Origin of the sequence: Olivibacter sp. SDN3, from assembly GCF_014334135.1 — a bacterium.
Classification (GTDB): Bacteria; Bacteroidota; Bacteroidia; order Sphingobacteriales; family Sphingobacteriaceae; genus Olivibacter.
The window spans coordinates 851423-870379 of record NZ_CP060497.1 but is presented as its reverse complement, the minus strand read 5'-3'; the positions used below and the strand labels follow the sequence as shown (position 1 = coordinate 870379).

The 18957-nt window shown below is 41.1% G+C and carries 17 protein-coding genes; 12 read left to right on the top strand and 5 right to left on the bottom strand.

The genetic code is table 11. The features are described 5' to 3' along the window. The first annotated feature begins 1 nt into the window (after position 1). The 3 genes from H8S90_RS03510 to H8S90_RS03500 all read left to right on the top strand — a co-directional run bounded on the left by H8S90_RS03510 (position 2) and on the right by H8S90_RS03500 (position 3136). Positions 2-772 carry an SDR family oxidoreductase gene (locus H8S90_RS03510; RefSeq protein ID WP_187341215.1) on the top strand — a complete coding sequence of 257 codons (771 nt, stop codon included), beginning with the start codon at positions 2-4 and terminating at the stop codon, positions 770-772. Between the two features lie 178 nt (positions 773-950). Continuing rightward, positions 951-2171 carry a glycoside hydrolase family 88 protein gene (locus tag H8S90_RS03505; RefSeq protein WP_255501794.1) on the top strand — a complete coding sequence of 407 codons (1221 nt, stop codon included), beginning with the start codon at positions 951-953 and terminating at the stop codon, positions 2169-2171. A gap of 101 nt (positions 2172-2272) precedes the next feature. Continuing rightward, complete coding sequence (locus H8S90_RS03500; RefSeq protein WP_187341214.1) at positions 2273-3136, top strand: ROK family protein; 864 nt, start codon at positions 2273-2275, stop codon at positions 3134-3136. Here H8S90_RS03500 and H8S90_RS03495 read toward each other — a convergent pair. Both H8S90_RS03495 and upp read right to left on the bottom strand, forming a co-directional pair. Further along, the gene (locus tag H8S90_RS03495) at positions 3128-3829 is read right to left on the bottom strand and encodes a YjjG family noncanonical pyrimidine nucleotidase (RefSeq protein ID WP_187341213.1); all 702 of its coding nucleotides are present in this window, start codon (positions 3827-3829) and stop codon (positions 3128-3130) included. The two genes, H8S90_RS03500 and H8S90_RS03495, sit on opposite strands and share 9 nt — an antisense overlap. 31 nt (positions 3830-3860) lie before the next feature. Beyond that, on the bottom strand, positions 3861-4505 hold the full coding sequence (gene upp / locus H8S90_RS03490) for a uracil phosphoribosyltransferase (RefSeq protein ID WP_187341212.1): 645 nt from the start codon (positions 4503-4505) through the stop codon (positions 3861-3863). 171 nt (positions 4506-4676) lie between these two features. Here upp and uvrB point away from each other — a divergent pair, with 171 nt between their 5' ends. Beyond that, on the top strand, positions 4677-6710 hold the full coding sequence (uvrB, locus tag H8S90_RS03485) for an excinuclease ABC subunit UvrB (RefSeq protein ID WP_187341211.1): 2034 nt from the start codon (positions 4677-4679) through the stop codon (positions 6708-6710). Between the two features lie 55 nt (positions 6711-6765). On the opposite strand, the gene H8S90_RS03480 is transcribed toward uvrB, so the two are convergent. Further along, positions 6766-7239 (bottom strand): hypothetical protein, encoded by a 474-nt coding sequence (locus tag H8S90_RS03480; protein WP_187341210.1) that lies wholly within the window; start codon positions 7237-7239, stop codon positions 6766-6768. Between the two features lie 219 nt (positions 7240-7458). Between H8S90_RS03480 and H8S90_RS03475 the strand changes: the two genes are divergently transcribed. From H8S90_RS03475 to H8S90_RS03455, 5 genes are all read left to right on the top strand, one after another. Next, positions 7459-9501 (top strand): sensor histidine kinase, encoded by a 2043-nt coding sequence (locus tag H8S90_RS03475; protein ID WP_187341209.1) that lies wholly within the window; start codon positions 7459-7461, stop codon positions 9499-9501. Then, on the top strand, positions 9458-10099 hold the full coding sequence (locus H8S90_RS03470; protein ID WP_187341208.1) for a response regulator transcription factor: 642 nt from the start codon (positions 9458-9460) through the stop codon (positions 10097-10099). The genes H8S90_RS03475 and H8S90_RS03470 overlap by 44 nt, the downstream gene beginning before the upstream one ends. Positions 10100-10322: 223 nt before the next feature. Beyond that, positions 10323-10868, top strand: coding sequence for an RNA polymerase sigma-70 factor (locus tag H8S90_RS03465; protein WP_187341207.1), 546 nt, complete (start codon positions 10323-10325; stop codon positions 10866-10868). Between the two features lie 599 nt (positions 10869-11467). After that, entirely contained in the window at positions 11468-11905 is a 438-nt protein-coding gene (locus tag H8S90_RS03460) for a hypothetical protein (RefSeq protein ID WP_187341206.1), read from the top strand. 149 nt (positions 11906-12054) lie between these two features. Further along, positions 12055-12267: a discoidin domain-containing protein gene (locus tag H8S90_RS03455; protein ID WP_187341205.1), complete on the top strand. Its 213-nt coding sequence runs from the start codon at positions 12055-12057 to the stop codon at positions 12265-12267. A gap of 8 nt (positions 12268-12275) precedes the next feature. Here the strand turns inward: H8S90_RS03455 and H8S90_RS03450 are convergent, their stop codons facing one another. Further along, positions 12276-13052, bottom strand: coding sequence for an MBL fold metallo-hydrolase (locus tag H8S90_RS03450; RefSeq protein ID WP_187341204.1), 777 nt, complete (start codon positions 13050-13052; stop codon positions 12276-12278). A gap of 329 nt (positions 13053-13381) precedes the next feature. Here H8S90_RS03450 and recJ point away from each other — a divergent pair, with 329 nt between their 5' ends. From recJ to H8S90_RS03435, 3 genes are all read left to right on the top strand, one after another. Next, positions 13382-15085 (top strand): single-stranded-DNA-specific exonuclease RecJ, encoded by a 1704-nt coding sequence (gene recJ / locus H8S90_RS03445; protein WP_187342902.1) that lies wholly within the window; start codon positions 13382-13384, stop codon positions 15083-15085. Between the two features lie 90 nt (positions 15086-15175). Next, a complete protein-coding gene (gene lptB, locus H8S90_RS03440) occupies positions 15176-15913 on the top strand; it encodes an LPS export ABC transporter ATP-binding protein (protein WP_187341203.1) in 738 nt (245 codons plus the stop codon). 72 nt (positions 15914-15985) lie between these two features. Further along, positions 15986-17503 carry a GH3 auxin-responsive promoter family protein gene (locus H8S90_RS03435; protein ID WP_187341202.1) on the top strand — a complete coding sequence of 506 codons (1518 nt, stop codon included), beginning with the start codon at positions 15986-15988 and terminating at the stop codon, positions 17501-17503. Positions 17504-17514: 11 nt separating this feature from the next. Here H8S90_RS03435 and H8S90_RS03430 read toward each other — a convergent pair whose 3' ends face one another. After that, entirely contained in the window at positions 17515-18864 is a 1350-nt protein-coding gene (locus H8S90_RS03430; RefSeq protein WP_187341201.1) for a DUF58 domain-containing protein, read from the bottom strand. Between the last annotated feature and the right edge of the window lie 93 nt (positions 18865-18957).

The following is an 18957-nucleotide window of genomic DNA, read 5'->3' as shown; positions in this document are numbered from 1 at the left end:
TATGTCAACTCTTCATAAATTCGACTTGTCTGGCCAACTGGCCCTGGTTACCGGATGTAAACGGGGTATTGGTAAAGCAATGGCTATTGCATTGGCTGAGGCAGGGGCTGATGTTATTGGTGTTTCAGCTTCGCTTGAGCTGGATAACAGCGAAGTTGCGAAGGAAATAACTGCCTTAGGGCGTAAATTTTATGCGTACCAATGTGATTTTGCAGAACGTGATTCACTATACAGTTTCATCCATTCTGTAAAGAATCAACACCCTGTAATTGATATATTGATAAACAATGCTGGAAATATTTTAAGAAAACCCGCTGCAGAGCATCCAGACGAATATTGGGACGAAATTATTGCGATCAACCAGACCGCGCAATTTATTATTACCCGCGAATTCGGAAAGGAAATGGTTGCCCGTGGAACAGGAAAAGTTATTTTCACCGCTTCTTTACTGACCTTTCAAGGAGGGATCAATGTGCCCGGTTATGCAGCGTCCAAAGGTGCGGTAGGACAGCTTACCAAAGCTTTCGCTAATGAGTGGGCAGGTAGCGGAGTAAACGTAAATGCTATAGCACCAGGTTATATCGCTACAGATAATACAACAGCTTTAAGGGCCGATGAGGAGAGAAGCGCTTCTATTTTGTCGAGAATTCCGGCTGGAAGGTGGGGAGAACCGGATGATTTTAAAGGTCCTGTTGTATTCTTGGCTTCTGATGCCGCGAGCTACGTGCACGGAACCATATTAACAGTTGATGGGGGTTGGATGGGACGCTAGGTCAACAACAAAACCGCTAGGAAGCCGTTATAAAAAAAGTGTAACCTAATCGATGTAAAGGTTACACTTTTTTCTTAATAAACGGATGATAAAAATATTAATTGGAAACTTAACAAAAATTGTTTTTCTTGCACCTTTTATCTATAAAAGTCGTTTTAACAAACGAATGAAAGGCCGAATGCTTAAATTAAAAATTGTATATCTTATACTTTGCCCATTTTTATTGTTGACTGCCTGTAGCATTAATCAACAGGTTACGCCCAGGGCCAGCAAATCATTGACAACCACTATCGATCAACGCTACCGACATGCTACTACCCAGTATAAATTGATGATGGATGAGCTACCTGAAGGCAAACTTCCCAAAACTTTTGTTAAAGCACAGAACTATTTGGAAACGAGCGGTCCAGATTGGTGGACAAGTGGTTATTATCCGGGTACCTTATTACGTTTGTATGAACAAACGGGCGACTCACTCTTGCTAAAAGAAGCAAAACGAACACTGGCACTTTTGGCTAAACAGCAGAACAATGCGAAATCGCCCGATCTCGGGTTTATTATATATAATAGTTTTGGGAGAGCAATGCAAACCATCCCGGAGATCGATTACCATAAGGTATTGTTGGGCAGTGCTAAAACTATGGCGAAACGCTATGATCCAAAGGTCAAGGCCATACGGTCGTGGGATACACGGCAGAATGATAAAGAGTTTATTGTGGTTATCGATCACCTGATGAATCTCGAACTGTTATTCTGGGCCTTCAGGGCAACCAATGATTCTTCTTATTATAAAATGGCCAATAATCATGCAGAAACGGTATTGAAGAACCACTTTAGATCCGACTATAGTACCTATCAGATCGTTCACCTTGATACTAAAACGGGTAAGTTAAAACAAAGGCGTAATGCGCAGGGTTACGGGGATGAATCTACATGGTCCAGGGGTGAGGCTTGGGCCCTGTATGGCTATACTATGCTGTACCGTGAGACAGCCGATGCGCAGTATTTAGAACAAGCGAAACACATCGCTGATTTTATATTAGATCATCCGAATTTACCGAAAGATATGATTCCCTACTGGGATTTTAATACACCAGAAATACCGAACACGTATAGAGATGCATCGGCCGGAGCTATATCAGCAGCTGCACTCCTGGAATTATGCGGGTATCTGGATGAAGCTATGGCAAAGAAATATTTCAAAGCTGGCGAAACAATGATAGAAACCTTGGCTTCTCCCGAATATACCGCCTTGTTAGGTACTAATGGTGGGTTTATCTTAATGCATGGAGCGGGTTATATACCGATTATGGCAGAAGTTGATGTGCCTTTACCCTATGCAGATTACTATTATTTGGAGGCCTTGAATCGGTATAAAGCAATTATTGCTAAAAATTGATTCTACCGGAAAAAAAATATAAACATTTTAAGGTGTTTGTTTTTTTGCTAAAACGCTTTAATTATATTTGCGTCATTCATATTAAAAATTATAAACAATTCATGAATAACTCTATTGTTGTAGGTTGCGATATTGGTGGGTCACATATTTCGGCCGCATTGGTCGATTTAGATAAAAAGACGCTTATCAAGGAAACTTTTGTTAGACAATCGGTGAATTCAAATGAGGGAGTATCTTCCATTATTGATGCTTGGAGCAATTGCATAACAAATACGCTTAAAAAGGGAGCAATAGAGAAGACTGCTGTTGGCATTGCTATCCCCGGACCCTTTGATTACGAACATGGCATTAGTCTGATGAAGAATCAGAACAAATATGAGGCGTTATATGGTGTTGATGTTAAGGAACTTTTAGCCAAAAAGCTGGGGATAACATCTTCGCAGTTAACGTTTATGAATGATGCGGCTTGCTTCCTACAAGGTGAAATGTTCGCCGGAGCCGGTACAACATTTACGCGATCGGTAGGGCTGACTTTGGGAACAGGGCTTGGCAGTGCTTTATATCTAAATGGACATGCCGTGGATGGCGATTTGTGGTGCGCGGCTTTTAGAGACGGTATTGCGGAAGACTATTTGTCTGGCAGCTGGTTGAAAAATAGTTACTTAGCGCGTACTGGGAGAAATGTCGAACATGTAAAGGCCTTATGTGAGTTGGTGCCTGCCGATGGTCAAGCTGAAGCATTACTCCGCGAATTTGGTCGGACATTAGGGGAGTTTGTTGTGGAGCATTTACTGGACGACAAACCTGACGGCCTTATATTGGGAGGTAATATAGCAAAGGCACACCCCTTATTTTTGTCAGAAACAAAAAAGGTACTAGCTCAACAAGAACAGGAGCTACCTATCAAAATTGCAGAACTGGGAGAAATGGCTGCCATCTATGGTGCAGCCGGGGCATTAAAATAACCGTGTTAACTCGGCCAGTTCACGAATACTTTTTTTAACGTCTGCCGGTTCTTCAAGTCCATTTGGATTGAAGTAGATAGCATCAAGACCAAAGGCCTGAGCGCCGCGGATATCGGCTTCAATACTGTCGCCAATCATTACACTCTCTTCTTTGTTTGCCTGCGCGGCCACTAGCGAATGACTGTAAATAGCTGGATGAGGTTTGTGAACCCCCACATCTTCAGAAATGATAATCTGAGAAAAATATTTCTTTATACCTGTTTTAACGATTTTGATCGCAGCTGCGTCCTTGAAACCATTGGAGATTAGATGCAGCACATAATTTTCCCGCAAATATGCCAGTGTATCATGCACTCCCGGAAACAAATTGGTTTTATGAGGGCATAACCTCAAATAATCGGTTTCAAAAGCCTCGGGGAAAAGTGTCGGCGAAATGCCGAGCTCACTAAATGTGTCCGCAAACCTCGCCCGCCGTAGTTCGTCCTTATCGATGACTCCGTTATGGTAAAGGGCCCATACCCGCTGGTTGTTTCTATGGTATGTTTCAATAAACTTATCAGCAGAATTTATACCTAAATCAGGAAATTTATAAACCGTAAAAAGTTCTGATAGGGTTTCTTCCGCATTTTTGTCAAAATCCCACAAAGTATGATCTAAATCAAAGAAAATATGCTTTTTGTGCGTATATTGCATAACACAAAGATAGCTATTTTGCTTGTTAGACCTAAACCTTTTCGCCAAAAGCTAAATCTCCCGCATCCCCCAAGCCGGGCACAATATAAGCTTTGCTTGTCATCTCACTATCCACCACACCTATCCACAATTTAGCCTTGGGAAGGTAAGCTTTTACATGTTCTAAACCCTCTTCACTGGATATGGCCGCCACAATATGTAATTCCTTAATGGCATAGGTGCCCAAAAGCTCTTTACAAGATAAAACCATGCTACTGCCGGTTGCCAGCATGGGGTCAACCATAATAACAATTTTGTCTTTTAAGTCAGGCGAAGTCACGTACTTTTTGGCAATCTCAAATGCACCACTTTTTTTTGTTTTCCGATATGCACCGATAAAACCACAGTCTGCTTGGTCGAAGTAGTTCAACAGGCCCTGATGTAGGGGTAGCCCGGCTCTCACAATCGTCATTAAAACCGGATGTTCTCCTAACAAGGAGGTTTCAGAAACACCAAGTGGGGTTTCTACTTCTGTGGGTTCGTAAGATAGCGTTTTGCTTATTTCGTAAGCAAATATTTCTCCCAAACGCTCCATATTACGGCGAAACCGCATGCGGTCTTGTTGTACCTCCACGTTACGCATTTCTGCAATAAACTGATTGGCGATACTATTTTGATCACTTAAAATGAAAGCCATATTTTAGCATTTGATGTACGAAATGGTTATTAACTCCTCCATAACAAACACCTTTTTTGTATCTTTGTTTACTTATCATTCGCGTTATCTAAAAATCAAGGCTGTGTTATTATAGAAACACACGCCATTCTTTGTAATAGATGACACAAACGACATTAAAATCCGTGTTCAATGAAATTTAAATTGTCTTCCACATACGTGCCAACCGGTGATCAGCCAGAAGCTATCCGACAGTTGGTAGCAGGTGTTAATACCGGCGAACATTATCAAACACTCCTGGGAGTAACGGGGTCCGGAAAAACGTTTACGGTGGCAAACGTCATTGCCAATACACAGAAACCAACATTGATTTTAAGTCATAATAAGACATTGGCTGCGCAGCTATATGGTGAAATGAAGCAGTTTTTTCCCGAAAACGCGGTCAATTATTTTGTCTCATACTATGATTATTACCAACCGGAGGCGTATATAGCAACCTCCAATACCTATATCGAAAAAGATCTCCAGATAAACGATGAGATAGAGAAGCTGCGCCTACGGACCACATCAGCATTGATGTCCGGAAGAAGAGATATTGTGGTAGTTTCTTCCATCTCCTGCATTTATGGTATGGGAAATCCAGAAGATTTCTCGCGTTCGGTCTTCCGTTTCGGGGTAGGTACCACCATTAGTCGCAATGCATTTCTGCACCGATTGGTGGAGATTTTATATGTACGTACAACAGCAGAATTTAAGCGGGCTACTTTTCGGGTAAAAGGAGATACCGTAGACGTCTTCCCTGCGTATATGGATGAGGCTTACCGCATCACGTTTTTTGGTGATGAAATTGAAGAGCTAAGCGTGATTGACCCCGTTTCGGGGAAAACCTATGAGAAAATGGAAAATATGGCGCTTTTCCCTGCTAATTTATTCGTTACCCCAAAAGAAAAATTCAGTCAATCCATATGGGCTATACAGGATGAACTTGTACAGCGAAAAGAGCAATTGGTTAAGGATGGAAGGATGTTGGAGGCCAAACGCCTGGAGGAGCGGGTTAATTATGATTTGGAAATGATGAGAGAGTTAGGGTACTGCAGTGGCATCGAAAATTATTCCCGATTTTTCGACGGCAGACAACCCGGTATGCGACCTTTCTGTTTACTCGACTATTTTCCGGAAGATTACCTTATGGTAATTGATGAGAGCCATGTCACGGTACCGCAGATCAGGGCAATGTACGGTGGCGACCGCTCACGTAAAATTTCGTTGGTAGAATATGGTTTCCGATTACCTGCAGCATTGGACAACCGACCGCTAAACTTTCAGGAGTTTGAATCCCTTGCTCCGCAAACAATCTATGTAAGCGCAACACCTGGCGATTATGAACTGCAACAAACAGAAGGTGTGGTGGTAGAACAGGTTATTAGGCCTACGGGATTGCTAGATCCTACCATAGAAATCCGTCCGGTTATCAATCAGGTGGACGATTTGTTAGACGAGGTAGATATCGTTACCAAAGAAGGCGGACGGGTATTGGTTACCACGCTTACCAAAAGGATGTCTGAAGAACTGACAAAATACATGACACGTTTAGGTATTAAAGTGAGGTATATACATTCTGAAATAAAAACACTCGAACGGGTAGAGATATTACGAGGACTTCGTTTAGGAGAATTTGATGTATTGGTAGGGATAAATCTCTTGCGCGAAGGTTTGGATTTGCCTGAAGTTAGTTTGGTGGCTATCCTTGATGCAGATAAAGAAGGTTTTTTACGTTCGCAAACATCTCTTATACAAACCATCGGAAGAGCAGCGAGAAATGACAAGGGCAGAGTGATTATGTATGCAGATAGTATTACGGATAGCATGCGGGCAACTATCGATGAAACGAATAGAAGAAGGGAGAAGCAGGTAAAATATAATGAAGAGCACAGTATAACACCACGTACTGTAGGGAAATCTCGTGAAGCCATTATGGAACAAACGTCGGTGGCCGACTTTAAAGGAGGTGTCGCCAGAGCCTATATAGATCCTGATCCGGCAAGTAGCGTGGCAGCGGATCCCGTCGTTCAGTATATGAACGAAGCACAGCTTCAAAAAGCGGTAGATAACGCCCGGAAAGATATGGAGAGAGCGGCTAAAGAAATGGATTTCCTACAGGCTGCAAAACTGAGAGATGAGATGTTTGCTTTGGAGAAAACACTGCAAGAGCGTTACGGTAAATAAATAGTAAAAGCCTCCTTAAAGAGGCTCTTACCTTAACAATTGATGAACTAAAAAACTAAAGCGTATATTTAAAGCTTAATCCAAAACGGCCAGCTTCAAATTCAGATCCATCGGAAATCGCCCATGCTGGCCGCCAATCGAAACCTATTGCTATCGGAGCCTGAGGTACCTTAAACTCTAGTCCTGCCATCGGCCGGATGGCAAATACAGTCTCTCCATCACCAAAAAAGGCTTGTGGGCCTATGCCCAGATTCCACATCAAACCTTTTGCATCAGGGATCTCCTTGTTGTAGGAGTATTCCACACCTAATATGGTGATGTCGTTCCCAAAAAGAACCATAGCTTGCCCTGCATCGTTTCCAGAGAAAAAGTGTTTAACATGCGGACCTACATAAGTGCCCCCATTTCCCAGGTCTAGAAAGAGACCAAAAGCAGTATGGTAAGGAGCGGAAGATTGGGCTGCTGCTTTTGGTAATGACATACCCATAAAGCATACCATTAGGGCAGCAAAAAGAGAGAATCGTTTCATGGTTGTTATAAATTATTTGAAAAGAATTGTTTAAGTGTCTTGTCTTAAGTATTTAGCAATCCAAAATTCTTGCTTTTTTTATTCATATGAAATCCTATGCTATGGGTATTTTTTTCTAATGGTTTTCAGGTATATTTTCATTTGTTATGCATTAATACTGTTTGGAATAGATAAATTTGTGTAATTAGGAGTGATCATAAATCTCTTTACCTATTCATTATGCGCCATTTTTTTTTGATATGGATGATGCTGATTTCCGCAATGATAGCAGATGCACAGCAGAAACTGTCCTTCAATCAGGATAGTTTGTTACAGATCATCCAAAACAGCGATTCAGAAGAAACGCAAAAAATCAAAGCCCTTCAGGACCTTTCTGATCATTGGCTGTATATAGATTCTGCAAAAGCCATGGACTATGCAAAGCAGGCCTTTGCAAAAAGTGCAAAAACAGGTGATGAAACCACCATCGCAATCGGTCATTATTACGTGGGCGGTGTATATATGGAACATTATAACCTGATAGAAGCTAAAAAAGAGTATCAACAGGCCATTCCCTTACTAAAACGCGACTCATCCTATTATGCCCAACGTTATTTGGCCCGCGTTTGGCATGACCTGGGAGCAGTATACCAGAGAGAAGATGATATAGAAGGGTTTTTGGATATGCTGACAAATAACGCCTGTCCTATTCTGGAAAAAATAGGCGATTCGATCTTGCTGGCTAGCAATTATTACGATATCGGAAATATCTTCGTAAGTATCAAACAATACGATAAAGCCCTTCATTATTTTAAAACAGCAGCTACTATTTTGGCAGATCATTCCAAATACGCCGATGCGGTGGATAGCTATTTGGGCGTGGTAAAGGCATTATTGTATGAGGAAGATTTTACTGAAGAAAAGAAATTAGCCATGCAGTCTTATTTAGATAAGGCGCATGCGATATTAGTTAAACATCCTGACGCGCACCCGTGGGTAAATTACTATACCATGCAGGGGATGTATTATCAGTATGTGGAAGAAAACCCCCAAAAAGCCCTGCGGAGTTACGATGACGGACTGGATTTCGTTAATAAGCGACAGGAAGAGTATGTGGGATTGGAGTTGCTAAATCGCAAGTACTACCTATTTTACGATCAGGAGCGTTATCCAGAAGCTAGGGAGATGGTATATGCGCTATACCAAAAAACGTCAAAATACCCGCTATCCAGCAATAAACTGATTTACCTTCGGAATTTGGTAAATGTGGAAGAAGCGCTGGGTAACAAAGACAAAGCTTTTCAGTTTATGAAAGAATATGTTGCTTTTGCAGATACCGTTAATAAAAAACAAACCAATATTAAGCTAAATCTTATTGAACAGAAATATGAACATGAAAAAAAAGAGCGCGAAATTGTGGAGCTTAAGGCGGAGAACCAGCTAAAATCAGCTGCGCTAAAATATAATAAAGCCATGTTAACATTTACCGTAGCCGCTGTTGCCTGCTTACTTATACTACTGGTGCTTGGATATCTTCTATATAATAACAAACAGAAAATTGCCCACCAGCAAGATCAATTGCATGAGGAGCAAATGCAGCGGATGAAGAAAGAGCAGCAAGTGAATTTCTTCAATGCCATGATTCAGGGACAGGAACAGGAGCGAAAGCGACTGGCAGGTGAACTGCATGACGGTTTGGGAGGGCTGCTTTCCAATGTAAAGCTATTGTTGTCGAAAAATCCATGTTTGGGCGATAGCTCGCAGGCAAAACAGCAACATCAACTAATTTTGGCAAAACTGGATACGGCAGTTAATGAATTGAGAAGAATAGCACGGAATATGATGCCCGAAACCTTATTGCGTTTCGGATTAGCTACAGCCTTACGTGATTTTTGTGACGACTTGGAAAAATCAGGTGTCAATATCTCTTTGCAAACTTATGGCTTGTCGCTAACGGCAGAAAAGAGCCAACAGATTATGATCTACCGAATACTTCAAGAGCTTATCAGTAATGCTGTTCGGCACGCCGAGGCCAAGAATATTTTGGTGCAGTGCATACAGGATGATGAAAAAGTATATTTAACCGTGGAAGATGATGGAAAGGGCTTTGCGATGAAAGAAGTTCAAGATAAAAAAGGGATTGGCTTACATAATGTAAAAAACCGGGTTGCTTATCTGAACGGCCTATTGGATATACAATCGGAAAACAATATAGGAACAACTATTAATATTGAATTTAATGTCAATACACAGACAGAACATATCCCTGCTTATAGTGGATGATCATCCAGTAGTGCTGGAAGGAATGAAAGCATTATTGTTAGATAGTGATTTAGTGGAAGTAAGCGCCTGCTGCGGAAGTGGAAGCGAGACACTATCTTTTCTACAGGAGCAAACGGTAGACGTAGTGCTATTAGACATTAATTTGCCCGATGTGAGTGGCATTGACCTCTGTAAGCAAATCAAACAACTACGTCCAAATACCCATGTTATCGCTATTAGCAATTACAACGAGCGGAGCATGGTTACCAAGATGTTACAGAATGGAGCTACCGGTTACGTGTTGAAAAATGCCTCCGCAGAAGAGATTATCAACGCGATCAAAACAGTCGTTAATAAAAAAGTATATTTCAGTGAAGAAGTGCAGCAATCGCTTTTTGAGGTTGCTCTGGAAGACCCCCTGGACTTACCAAAGCTCACCCGTCGGGAACAAGAAGTGCTGCGTTGCATTGCTGAAGGTAAAACAACCGCTGAAATTGGCGAGTTACTTTTTATAAGCCCCCATACAGTCGAGACCCACCGAAAAAATCTCATGCAAAAATTCAATGTATCTAATGCTGCTGCCCTAATACGGGTGGCAACCCAGTACCAATTGATTTGATCGTGTTGCTTTATTCCTGAAATTTAGACTGGTTTACGCCGCCTTTTTATACAGCTATATCCAATGTAAGCTATAAAGTTTTTCATAATTATGGATAGATCGTTATATTAGAGCGCCATTATACATTTAAGCTATTATAGGTTTAAATAGATGATGGTCTAACAGATTATAAATCGCGGTAGCTGAATTTTATTTATTTGTCGCTGGAAAATAGTGGGCGTATATGGAAAGCAAAGATCTTATACATAGGCTGTCAGAAGAAGAACTCTTTAAGAAATATTATCCCAGATTATGTGATTTTGCTTTAAGGTATGTGCAGGACGAGCATTTGGCAGAGGATCTGGTGCAAGATGCTTTTGTTTCTTTTTTGGAAAATAAACACCAAGTGGCTACTGATGATAACGCCCTGAAAGCTTTCTTATACTCCTGCGTCAAATTTGCATGCCTTAACCGATTGCGACATAAGAAAGTTAAAAAACGTATAGAAGCCAGTATGGATGCCAACCCCGTCGAAGATCCTAAATTTTTGGAAGCTATTGTTCATGCTGAAATTATGGGGAAGATCCATGAAGCAATTAACGAACTCCCTAAAGGATGCTATTTAATATTTAAAGAAGGTTATCTCGAAGGACTAAGTAATCAGGATTTAGCCAAAAAGTTAGGTATTAGCATCAATACGGTTAAGAGCCAGAAGCAGCGTGGGTTAATGTTGTTGAAACGGAAATATATCACCGGAAACCTTCGATCTAGCTCAGCTGCTTATATATAGTAAAAAACTAAAAAAACTCCACCCCTTTTTATCCTTCAGGTTTCTTAGTAATAAAGCGCCTGAAAATATGACCAACAAACCTTTTCAAATAGCTTCGGAGATTAACAGGTACCTATTGAGGAAACTTAATAAGGAGGAAGAGTAGTGTGTCGTTAACCTCAAATAATCTTAAATTTAAATTTTATCTCATGAAAAAAACTCTAATTATAAAATGGACTCAAAAGAATCACTTCCTGACGTTACTTTTGATATTATTAATTTTATCCTCTTGTCATAAACAAGAGGACATTATAAGTGACAATGAACTGTTATCGTCTAACGTAATCAATTCGTCTAACGAGGGGGATTACACATGTACTGGCGGGTCATGTGTTCCCCAAGTTTCTGTGACTAGTGTTCAAGGGGGGAATTCTGGGTATGTAATTGATTGGTACACAACCGATCCTGGAGCCAATCATGGGTTTATTTTAACGCTTGATGGTGGGAGTGATTATTACGGGAATGTAGCTGCAAATGGTTCGAAGTCTATAACTAAACCTGAGGGCGAGAGTTACAATATAAATTACTCTCTATTTTGTACTGATTCTCAGTGCAGTGGTATGTGTATTCGAAAAGGGTCGTTTAAATTTAATATCCAAAATGGAACTGGCACTCATCTTGAGAACGACTGTGGTAAAACATATTTAAGTGTAGCGCCAGCAGGCTCCATAGTTAGCAGAGGTAGTAGTGGAATATCTTTTTCTGTTGTCAGGTCTGAGGTCATTGATGATCCATTAGACCAAGTAATCGTGAATAAGTATCAGATATATAAGATGGGGTCCGGAGGAGGATATATAACTTCTGGCCAGTCTGTTGACATAACTTCTAGCACATTCACCGTAAACTCTCCAAATGAACAAAATGTATCTTATCAGATACGTTTTTTTAATTCAGTATGTGATGAAGCTTCTGATCACTACGTTACAATTACTTATTATGGATCGGGAAATTCGGTATTACCACCAAATTTATATTATCAGGAGAAGGGGCATAGCTAGTCGCATCTTGTCAAGAGACTGATACCAACTGTTATATTTGCAATATTGTGGGTGAATACTCTCCTGGTAAAACGATAGATTTTTCGGAGTAAATCGCCGAACAATCGACTTACGTCTCTAGGTGGGTTAGTTTGTATCCGCTATAAGGGATGCTAATCGATTTATTTGTAGCAAATAGATCTGCCGGTTTACTTAGAAAGAACACAGTAGATATGGGCGAAGCAAGGGATGTAGATGGTTTTTTCTTTGCCCAGAAAAATGGCGATCGAAAGATCAAAGAATTGGAAGTGCAAGTCAGCAATGATAATGGATCTTGGGAGAGCATTGGCTTGTTTGGGTTTGCGAATATAGATGGCGAATAGAAAATATATTATGAACTTGCTGGATGTACCTTAAATCCACCTTCTATTTCCTCAACTTTACCAAAAGGCGCCTTGGTAGAATGATAGAACATGCAGGTCCAGTCTTCCTTTGCTGCTCGCGATCCATATTCTTCCCGAAGATGCATCGCCTTTTTTCCGTCAAAATCGTATTTTGCTGCAAATTTTCTCAATAACTGTTCGGGCTCGGGCAGTTCATCGCCTCCAAAAAAATAATGTGCTTTATCCTCTGCGATATGGAAAACCTGATGAAACTCCGTATGGCCACCGCTGTGCTCGTAACTGATCTGCTCGTTCACTATGCCATCTCCCTCAACAAGTTGAAGGTTGCCGCTGCGTTGTAATACATCGAACACCTCCGTCTTATACGAATCTGACTGACCGCTATAACCCGCCTCCCATTCACCTCTTGATACCACGTAATCAGCCTCTGGAAAGGATAGTTGCAGTTTTCCGTCTTTTTCGAAAACCATACCGCTGGCATGGTCTTGATGTAGATGCGAAAGCAGTACCAGGCTGACGTCCTGAAGTGAAAAACCAAACTTTTTAATGTTTTTGTGTAAAATTAATGTCCCGTCATCATCCTTAAAGCCAAGTCCGGTATCCAACAATATCAAATCTTTAGCTGTCTGAATTAAAAATGGGTGTACATGAATGAATAAAGAACCTTTCCTGTCTTTTTTATCATCTTTCTCCGGATCAAAAGGGATAAATTTTTTAGTGCTGTCTACCGAATAAGACCCTTCATATAAAGAAAATGCCCGCATATTACGAAATGAAAATTAAATACTTAAAAATAAAAAAGCGTAGCCCCATGGGGATAACTGAGGTCTCCGTCCTTTCACTACAACTTAACCAAACAAAAACTGTATATTTACCCATTAAATTCAGCAAACTTAGACAAATAGCCTGTTATATGCAACATATCAAGGGCCTATAAAAGCTATTTGTTAATCTGTTATCTGCCTTTAGAAGGCAGTACTTAGATGAACCGTCCATAATGAAATTTCATTTTCATCACCCGGAAAAATGTAAATTTTTATTATGGTAAGTTCCGTCCGACCGCTGAATTTTAAATTATTTACGGATGAAATATATGCAAAAGAGGTGGGTAGAAAGGCATAAAGCAGATACAAAAATCGTGAGCGCGATGGCAACGGCGCTTAAAATTGATAACATATTAGCAACTTTATTGGCACAACGTGGCGTGTACACTTTCGAACAGGCACGCGATTTCTTTAGACCCGAACTGCCTCATTTACACGATCCGTTCCTGATGAAAGATATGGATCTCGCTATTTCAAGAATAGAACGGGCGATGGGGATGAAAGAACATATTCTGATTTACGGCGATTATGATGTGGATGGGACAACAGCTGTTGCTGTGTTATGCAGCTTCTTAAGACGTTTCTATAGTCATATAGGTTACTACATTCCAGATCGTTATAAAGAAGGTTATGGTATATCTACGCAAGGAATAGACTATGCTGAAGCAAATAATTTCACCTTGATTATTGCGTTAGATTGTGGAGTAAAATCCGTAGATAAGGTCGATTACGCGCAGCGTAAAGGTATCGACTTTATTATAGGTGATCATCACACACCTGGTGATGAGTTACCGAAAGCCGTTGCCGTACTTGATCCTAAACGTAATGACTGTGCCTACCCTTATAAAGAACTATCGGGCTGTGGTATCGCATTTAAGATTATCCAGGCATTGGCAAAAACCAATCAGTTAGCCGAAGCTGAAGTTTATCAATACTTAGATCTTGTAGCCGTAAGTATTGCTTCTGATATTGTACCTATTAATGGTGAGAATAGGGTGTTGGCATACTATGGGCTAAAAAAACTCAATAGCAACCCGTGTTTTGGTTTGCAGGCCCTGATTGATCTGTCGTCTAAAAGTAGCGATCTGACATTAACGGACGTGGTTTTTCAGATAGGCCCCCGTATCAATGCTGCGGGAAGAATTGATGATGCAAAAGATGCTGTTAAACTTTTAATGGCTAAGAGTATGGAAGAGGCGAAAACCTGTTGTGGACTGATTGATATACAAAATATGCAGCGAAAAGATTTTGACGCACGCATTACGGCAGAGGCATTGGAACAGATACAAGGTGATGAAGCACAATTGATGCGGAAAACAACAGTAGTATACCAGGAAGATTGGCATAAGGGCGTTATTGGCATTGTGGCCTCAAGGTTAACCGAGAAATATTATAGACCAACTATTGTGTTGACTAAATCGAATGGGCATGTGGCAGGATCGGCACGATCGGTTGCAGGCTTCGACCTTTATGAAGCCCTGTCGGCATGTAGCGATCTATTGGAACAGTTCGGCGGTCATAAATATGCTGCCGGTTTAACCATGAAAGTAGAAAATGTGCCCGCCCTTCAGGCACGTTTTGAAGAAGTCGTGGCACAACATATTACACCTGAACTATTGGAACCTGAAATAGCGATTGATGCAGTGATCAGACTATCAGAAATTACGCCGAAATTCTTTCGCGTACTTAAACAATTTGCTCCTTTTGGTCCGGAAAATAATGCTCCTATATTTCTTGCGAAAAATGTGTATACGGTAGGAGAAGCAGTATTGGTAGGAATGAATCACCTAAAAATGACCGTTACACAGGAGCGGGCACCATCTTTTGACTGTATAGGTTTTGGCTTAGGAGATTTCTTACCGCAAATTAATAAAGGCATACCTTTTGACGCATGTTTTAGCATAGAGGAAAACATATGGCGGGAAAAGCGCAGTGTGCAGCTGAATCTGAAAGGTATCCGGTTGCTGGGGTAAGGAACCGACTGATCGAACAAATTAAATAAAGGCTTATAGGCATAGCTATTATGCAGATTGCATAGAGCCAACATCTGATAGCAAAAAGAGATGATTTTAAAAGCAGAACATTTAGTTAAAAAATATAAACAGCGGACAGTTGTAAATGATGTTTCCTTTCAAGTTGAGCAGGGAGAAATAGTGGGCTTACTGGGGCCTAATGGTGCAGGTAAAACAACCTCGTTCTACATGATTGTGGGTTTAATAAAACCTAATGCAGGTAATGTTTTTCTGGAAGATGATAATATCACCGAAGACCCGATGTACAGAAGGGCACAAAAAGGAATCGGTTACCTTGCACAGGAAGCTTCTGTTTTCAGAAAGCTATCGGTAGAAGATAATATTATGGCGGTATTGGAAATACACCATAAGGATAAAGAAGTGCGGAAAGAGAAATTGGAAGAACTTATTAATGAGTTCAGCTTGCACAAAGTGCGTAAAAATCGAGGTGACCTGTTGTCGGGTGGTGAACGCAGGCGTACCGAAATAGCACGTGCGCTCGCTGCTAGTCCTCATTTTATTCTTCTTGATGAGCCTTTTGCAGGTGTGGATCCAATTGCGGTAGAAGAAATACAAACCATTGTTCATAAACTAAAGCATAGAAATATTGGTATTCTAATTACTGATCATAACGTGCAGGAAACGCTCTCCATTACAGATAGGGCCTATTTACTCACCGAAGGAAAAATTATGCTTACGGGAACACCTGAAGAAATTGCGGTAAACGATATGGCGAGAACCTATTACCTTGGTCAGCATTTTGAACTACGGAGGAAAAAGCTGGGCTAGCGAATGTTCACTAAAAGATCCAATATTTTTTCTTAGTTTAGTACCGCTTACCATAGCACCTGATATTACACCATGGCAATTGTAAATTCAATTATCAATTGGATAATGAAAAAGCGGATCCACCAGATTGAGCTGTTCATGAAATATCCACATGAGGTTCAAGAGGAGTGGTTTCAAAGCCTTATTTCTACCGCTCAGGCAACAGAATGGGGAAAAAAATACGATTATGAGTCTATTTGTACTGTGGAAGCGTATAGAGAAAGGGTGCCAATACAGGATTACAGTACTTTAAAGCCATATATCGACCGAATGATTGCCGGAGAGCAGCAATTACTCTGGCCATCAGATGTCAAATGGTTTGCCAAATCTTCCGGCACAACGGCAGACCGGAGTAAGTTTATTCCCGTAAGTGATGAAGCATTGGAAGATTGCCATTTTCAGGGAGGCAAAGACCTGATCTCTATTTATTGTCACAACCGGCCAGATGCGAAAGTTTTCACAGGAAAAGGGGTAGTACTGGGAGGAAGTCATAAGATCAATCAGCTCGGCAATGGAGAGTCGAGCTCGGGCGATCTGTCGGCCATCTTGATTCGTAATCTTCCTTTCTGGGCAGAAATGTACCGGACACCCGATCTGGAAACAACGCTTAATCCTAATTTTGAGGAGAAGATCGAGCGCGTAGCTCAATTGATTATTCATGAGAATGTAACCAATTTGTCGGGCGTACCCACGTGGAATGTCGTATTGGCAAAAAGGGTGTTGGAACTTAGCGGCAAAGATAACCTGCTGGAAGTTTGGCCGAATCTGGAGTTATATTTACATGGAGGAGTGAGCTTTAAGCCCTATAAAGAACAGTTTAAGCAACTTATTCCTTCCGATAATATGTATTACCTTGAAAATTATAATGCATCCGAAGGCTATTTTGGTATTCAGGATCGTTCGGATGCAGAGGATTTACTATTGATGTTGGACTATGGGGTTTATTACGAGTTCTTACCAATGGAACATATCCATGATGAACATCCCAAAACCTTGTCTTTAGACGAGGTTGAATTGGGAAAGAACTATGCGTTGATTATATCGACAAACGCAGGATTGTGGCGGTATATGATCGGTGATACGGTTAAATTCACCACCTTACATCCCTATCGTATACAGATCACGGGGAGGACGAAGCAATATATCAACACCTTCGGTGAAGAGCTTATTGTAGATAACGCAGATGACGCGCTAAAGATTGCCTGTGAATTGACGCATGGAATTGTTAGGGACTATACAGCAGGGCCTATTTACTTCAAAGATAAAGATGTCGGCGCCCATGAATGGGTGATCGAGTTTGAACGTGAACCATACGATATATCGAAGTTTAAACAGGTGCTCGATCAGCAACTGCGTGAAATTAATTCCGACTATGATGCCAAACGTTATCATAATCTAGCGTTAAAAGAACCTTTAATACATATTGCTCCTGAAGGTACCTTTTACAGGTGGATGAAAAGCAGGGATAAATTGGGCGGACAGAATAAGGTGCCTCGTCTGGCGAATGATCGCACCTATTTAGATAACCTTTTGCCCTTTTTGAAGGGTTAAACCTTCAATTGCTAAATACCTTGCTTTGCTTTTATTTCCAGATATTTATTGATTGCGTTAACCGTTAACAGGTGTGGAGGAGTGAGTACGGACTGGATACCATGGCGTGACAGTTCACGTACAATCAGACGCTTTTCATAGGCAAATTTTTCCGCGATGGTTTTTAGGTATACACCCTCCACATCCCGTGCTTTTGCTAAGCTTAACGTAGTTAATTCGGTGTTTTCAAAAAATATCACTACCAGCAGATGAAATTGGGCAATCTTCTTGAGGTAGGGAAGCTGCCGGTTTAAAGCTGAAATACTTTCAAAATTGGTAAACAATACCACCAGACTACGCTGTCTTAACGTACGTCGCATCGTACTATATAAGGCCTCCATATTTGTTTCAAGGTACCTGGTTTTTTCTTTAAACAGCACCTCCATAATATAATGGAGCTGTGTCGGTCGACGATCGGCGGGCACCACACTTCCTATTTTTTCCGAAACGGTAATCAGCCCAGCTTTATCTTCTCTTTTAAGCGCGACATTGGAAAGTACCAAGCTTGCATTGATAGCATAATCCAACAGAGTCAGACCGTTGAAAGGCATCTTCATAGCACGCGATTTATCAATTATGCAATAAACATGTTGCGATCGTTCGTCAATATAAGCGTTCACCATCAGGTTGCCATGGCGCGCGGTGGCTTTCCAGTTCAATGTGCGGTAATCGTCACCCTGTACGTAAGTTTTTATTTGCTCAAACTCCATGCTATGACCAAGCCTGCGGATTTTTTTTAAACCGTACTCTGTTAACCGGTCGGATATAGCCATCAGTTCGTACCTGCGCATTTGGAGAAAAGAGGGGTAAACCGGAAGGTGGATGGAGGCATCATCGTTAAATCGTCGCTGAATGAAGCCGATGGGCGATTGCACAAAGGTTCTGATAAACCCAAAAGTATACACTCCGCGTTTGGTTGGACGTAGCTGGTAATAAATGGTGCCATATGCCCTCCCAAGGAGCTTTTGCCTAAACCAGACATCCCTTCGTTGAAATTGAACAGGCACTTCATCTATAATACCCAGTGTTACGGTAAAAGGATAATAGTTAATGCTCTGTAATTGAATCTCGTTCTCGTCACTATTGCTTAGTTTCGAAGGGGTGACGCGTGAACTGACAACCTTCCAATGGTTATTTCCATATAAGAGTAAAAGGTCAATGATGAAGGTGGCAAGCACTGCTACGATAAAAACAAAAGGGATGATACCCAACCACGGGAAAAAAAAGGAAAGCAAAAACAGGAACGAGGCCGTTCCCAGAGCGATGAACAGTCGATTGCAGAGAAAGAGATTCGTATAGAAGAGATTAAAAAATCGTTTCATCTGTAAATAAATTTAATCCACCGGCTAGATGGAGCTTGCCATGTTCAAACCCCGAAGGGCTCATGAACATAAATTGAATAGTTAAAATCCGTG

Excerpts from the sequence above, each read along its gene's own strand:
- H8S90_RS03510 (WP_187341215.1), top strand. The coding sequence starts at position 2 with ATGTCAACTCTTCATAAATTCGACTTGTCTGGCCAACTGGCCCTGGTT.
- H8S90_RS03505 (WP_255501794.1), top strand. The coding sequence starts at position 951 with ATGCTTAAATTAAAAATTGTATATCTTATACTTTGCCCATTTTTATTG.
- H8S90_RS03500 (WP_187341214.1), top strand. The coding sequence starts at position 2,273 with ATGAATAACTCTATTGTTGTAGGTTGCGATATTGGTGGGTCACATATT.
- H8S90_RS03495 (WP_187341213.1), bottom strand. The coding sequence starts at position 3,829 with ATGCAATATACGCACAAAAAGCATATTTTCTTTGATTTAGATCATACT.
- upp (WP_187341212.1), bottom strand. The coding sequence starts at position 4,505 with ATGGCTTTCATTTTAAGTGATCAAAATAGTATCGCCAATCAGTTTATT.
- uvrB (WP_187341211.1), top strand. The coding sequence starts at position 4,677 with ATGAAATTTAAATTGTCTTCCACATACGTGCCAACCGGTGATCAGCCA.
- H8S90_RS03480 (WP_187341210.1), bottom strand. The coding sequence starts at position 7,239 with ATGAAACGATTCTCTCTTTTTGCTGCCCTAATGGTATGCTTTATGGGT.
- H8S90_RS03475 (WP_187341209.1), top strand. The coding sequence starts at position 7,459 with ATGCGCCATTTTTTTTTGATATGGATGATGCTGATTTCCGCAATGATA.
- H8S90_RS03470 (WP_187341208.1), top strand. The coding sequence starts at position 9,458 with ATGTCAATACACAGACAGAACATATCCCTGCTTATAGTGGATGATCAT.
- H8S90_RS03465 (WP_187341207.1), top strand. The coding sequence starts at position 10,323 with ATGGAAAGCAAAGATCTTATACATAGGCTGTCAGAAGAAGAACTCTTT.
- H8S90_RS03460 (WP_187341206.1), top strand. The coding sequence starts at position 11,468 with ATGTGTATTCGAAAAGGGTCGTTTAAATTTAATATCCAAAATGGAACT.
- H8S90_RS03455 (WP_187341205.1), top strand. The coding sequence starts at position 12,055 with ATGCTAATCGATTTATTTGTAGCAAATAGATCTGCCGGTTTACTTAGA.
- H8S90_RS03450 (WP_187341204.1), bottom strand. The coding sequence starts at position 13,052 with ATGCGGGCATTTTCTTTATATGAAGGGTCTTATTCGGTAGACAGCACT.
- recJ (WP_187342902.1), top strand. The coding sequence starts at position 13,382 with ATGCAAAAGAGGTGGGTAGAAAGGCATAAAGCAGATACAAAAATCGTG.
- lptB (WP_187341203.1), top strand. The coding sequence starts at position 15,176 with ATGATTTTAAAAGCAGAACATTTAGTTAAAAAATATAAACAGCGGACA.
- H8S90_RS03435 (WP_187341202.1), top strand. The coding sequence starts at position 15,986 with ATGGCAATTGTAAATTCAATTATCAATTGGATAATGAAAAAGCGGATC.
- H8S90_RS03430 (WP_187341201.1), bottom strand. The coding sequence starts at position 18,864 with ATGAAACGATTTTTTAATCTCTTCTATACGAATCTCTTTCTCTGCAAT.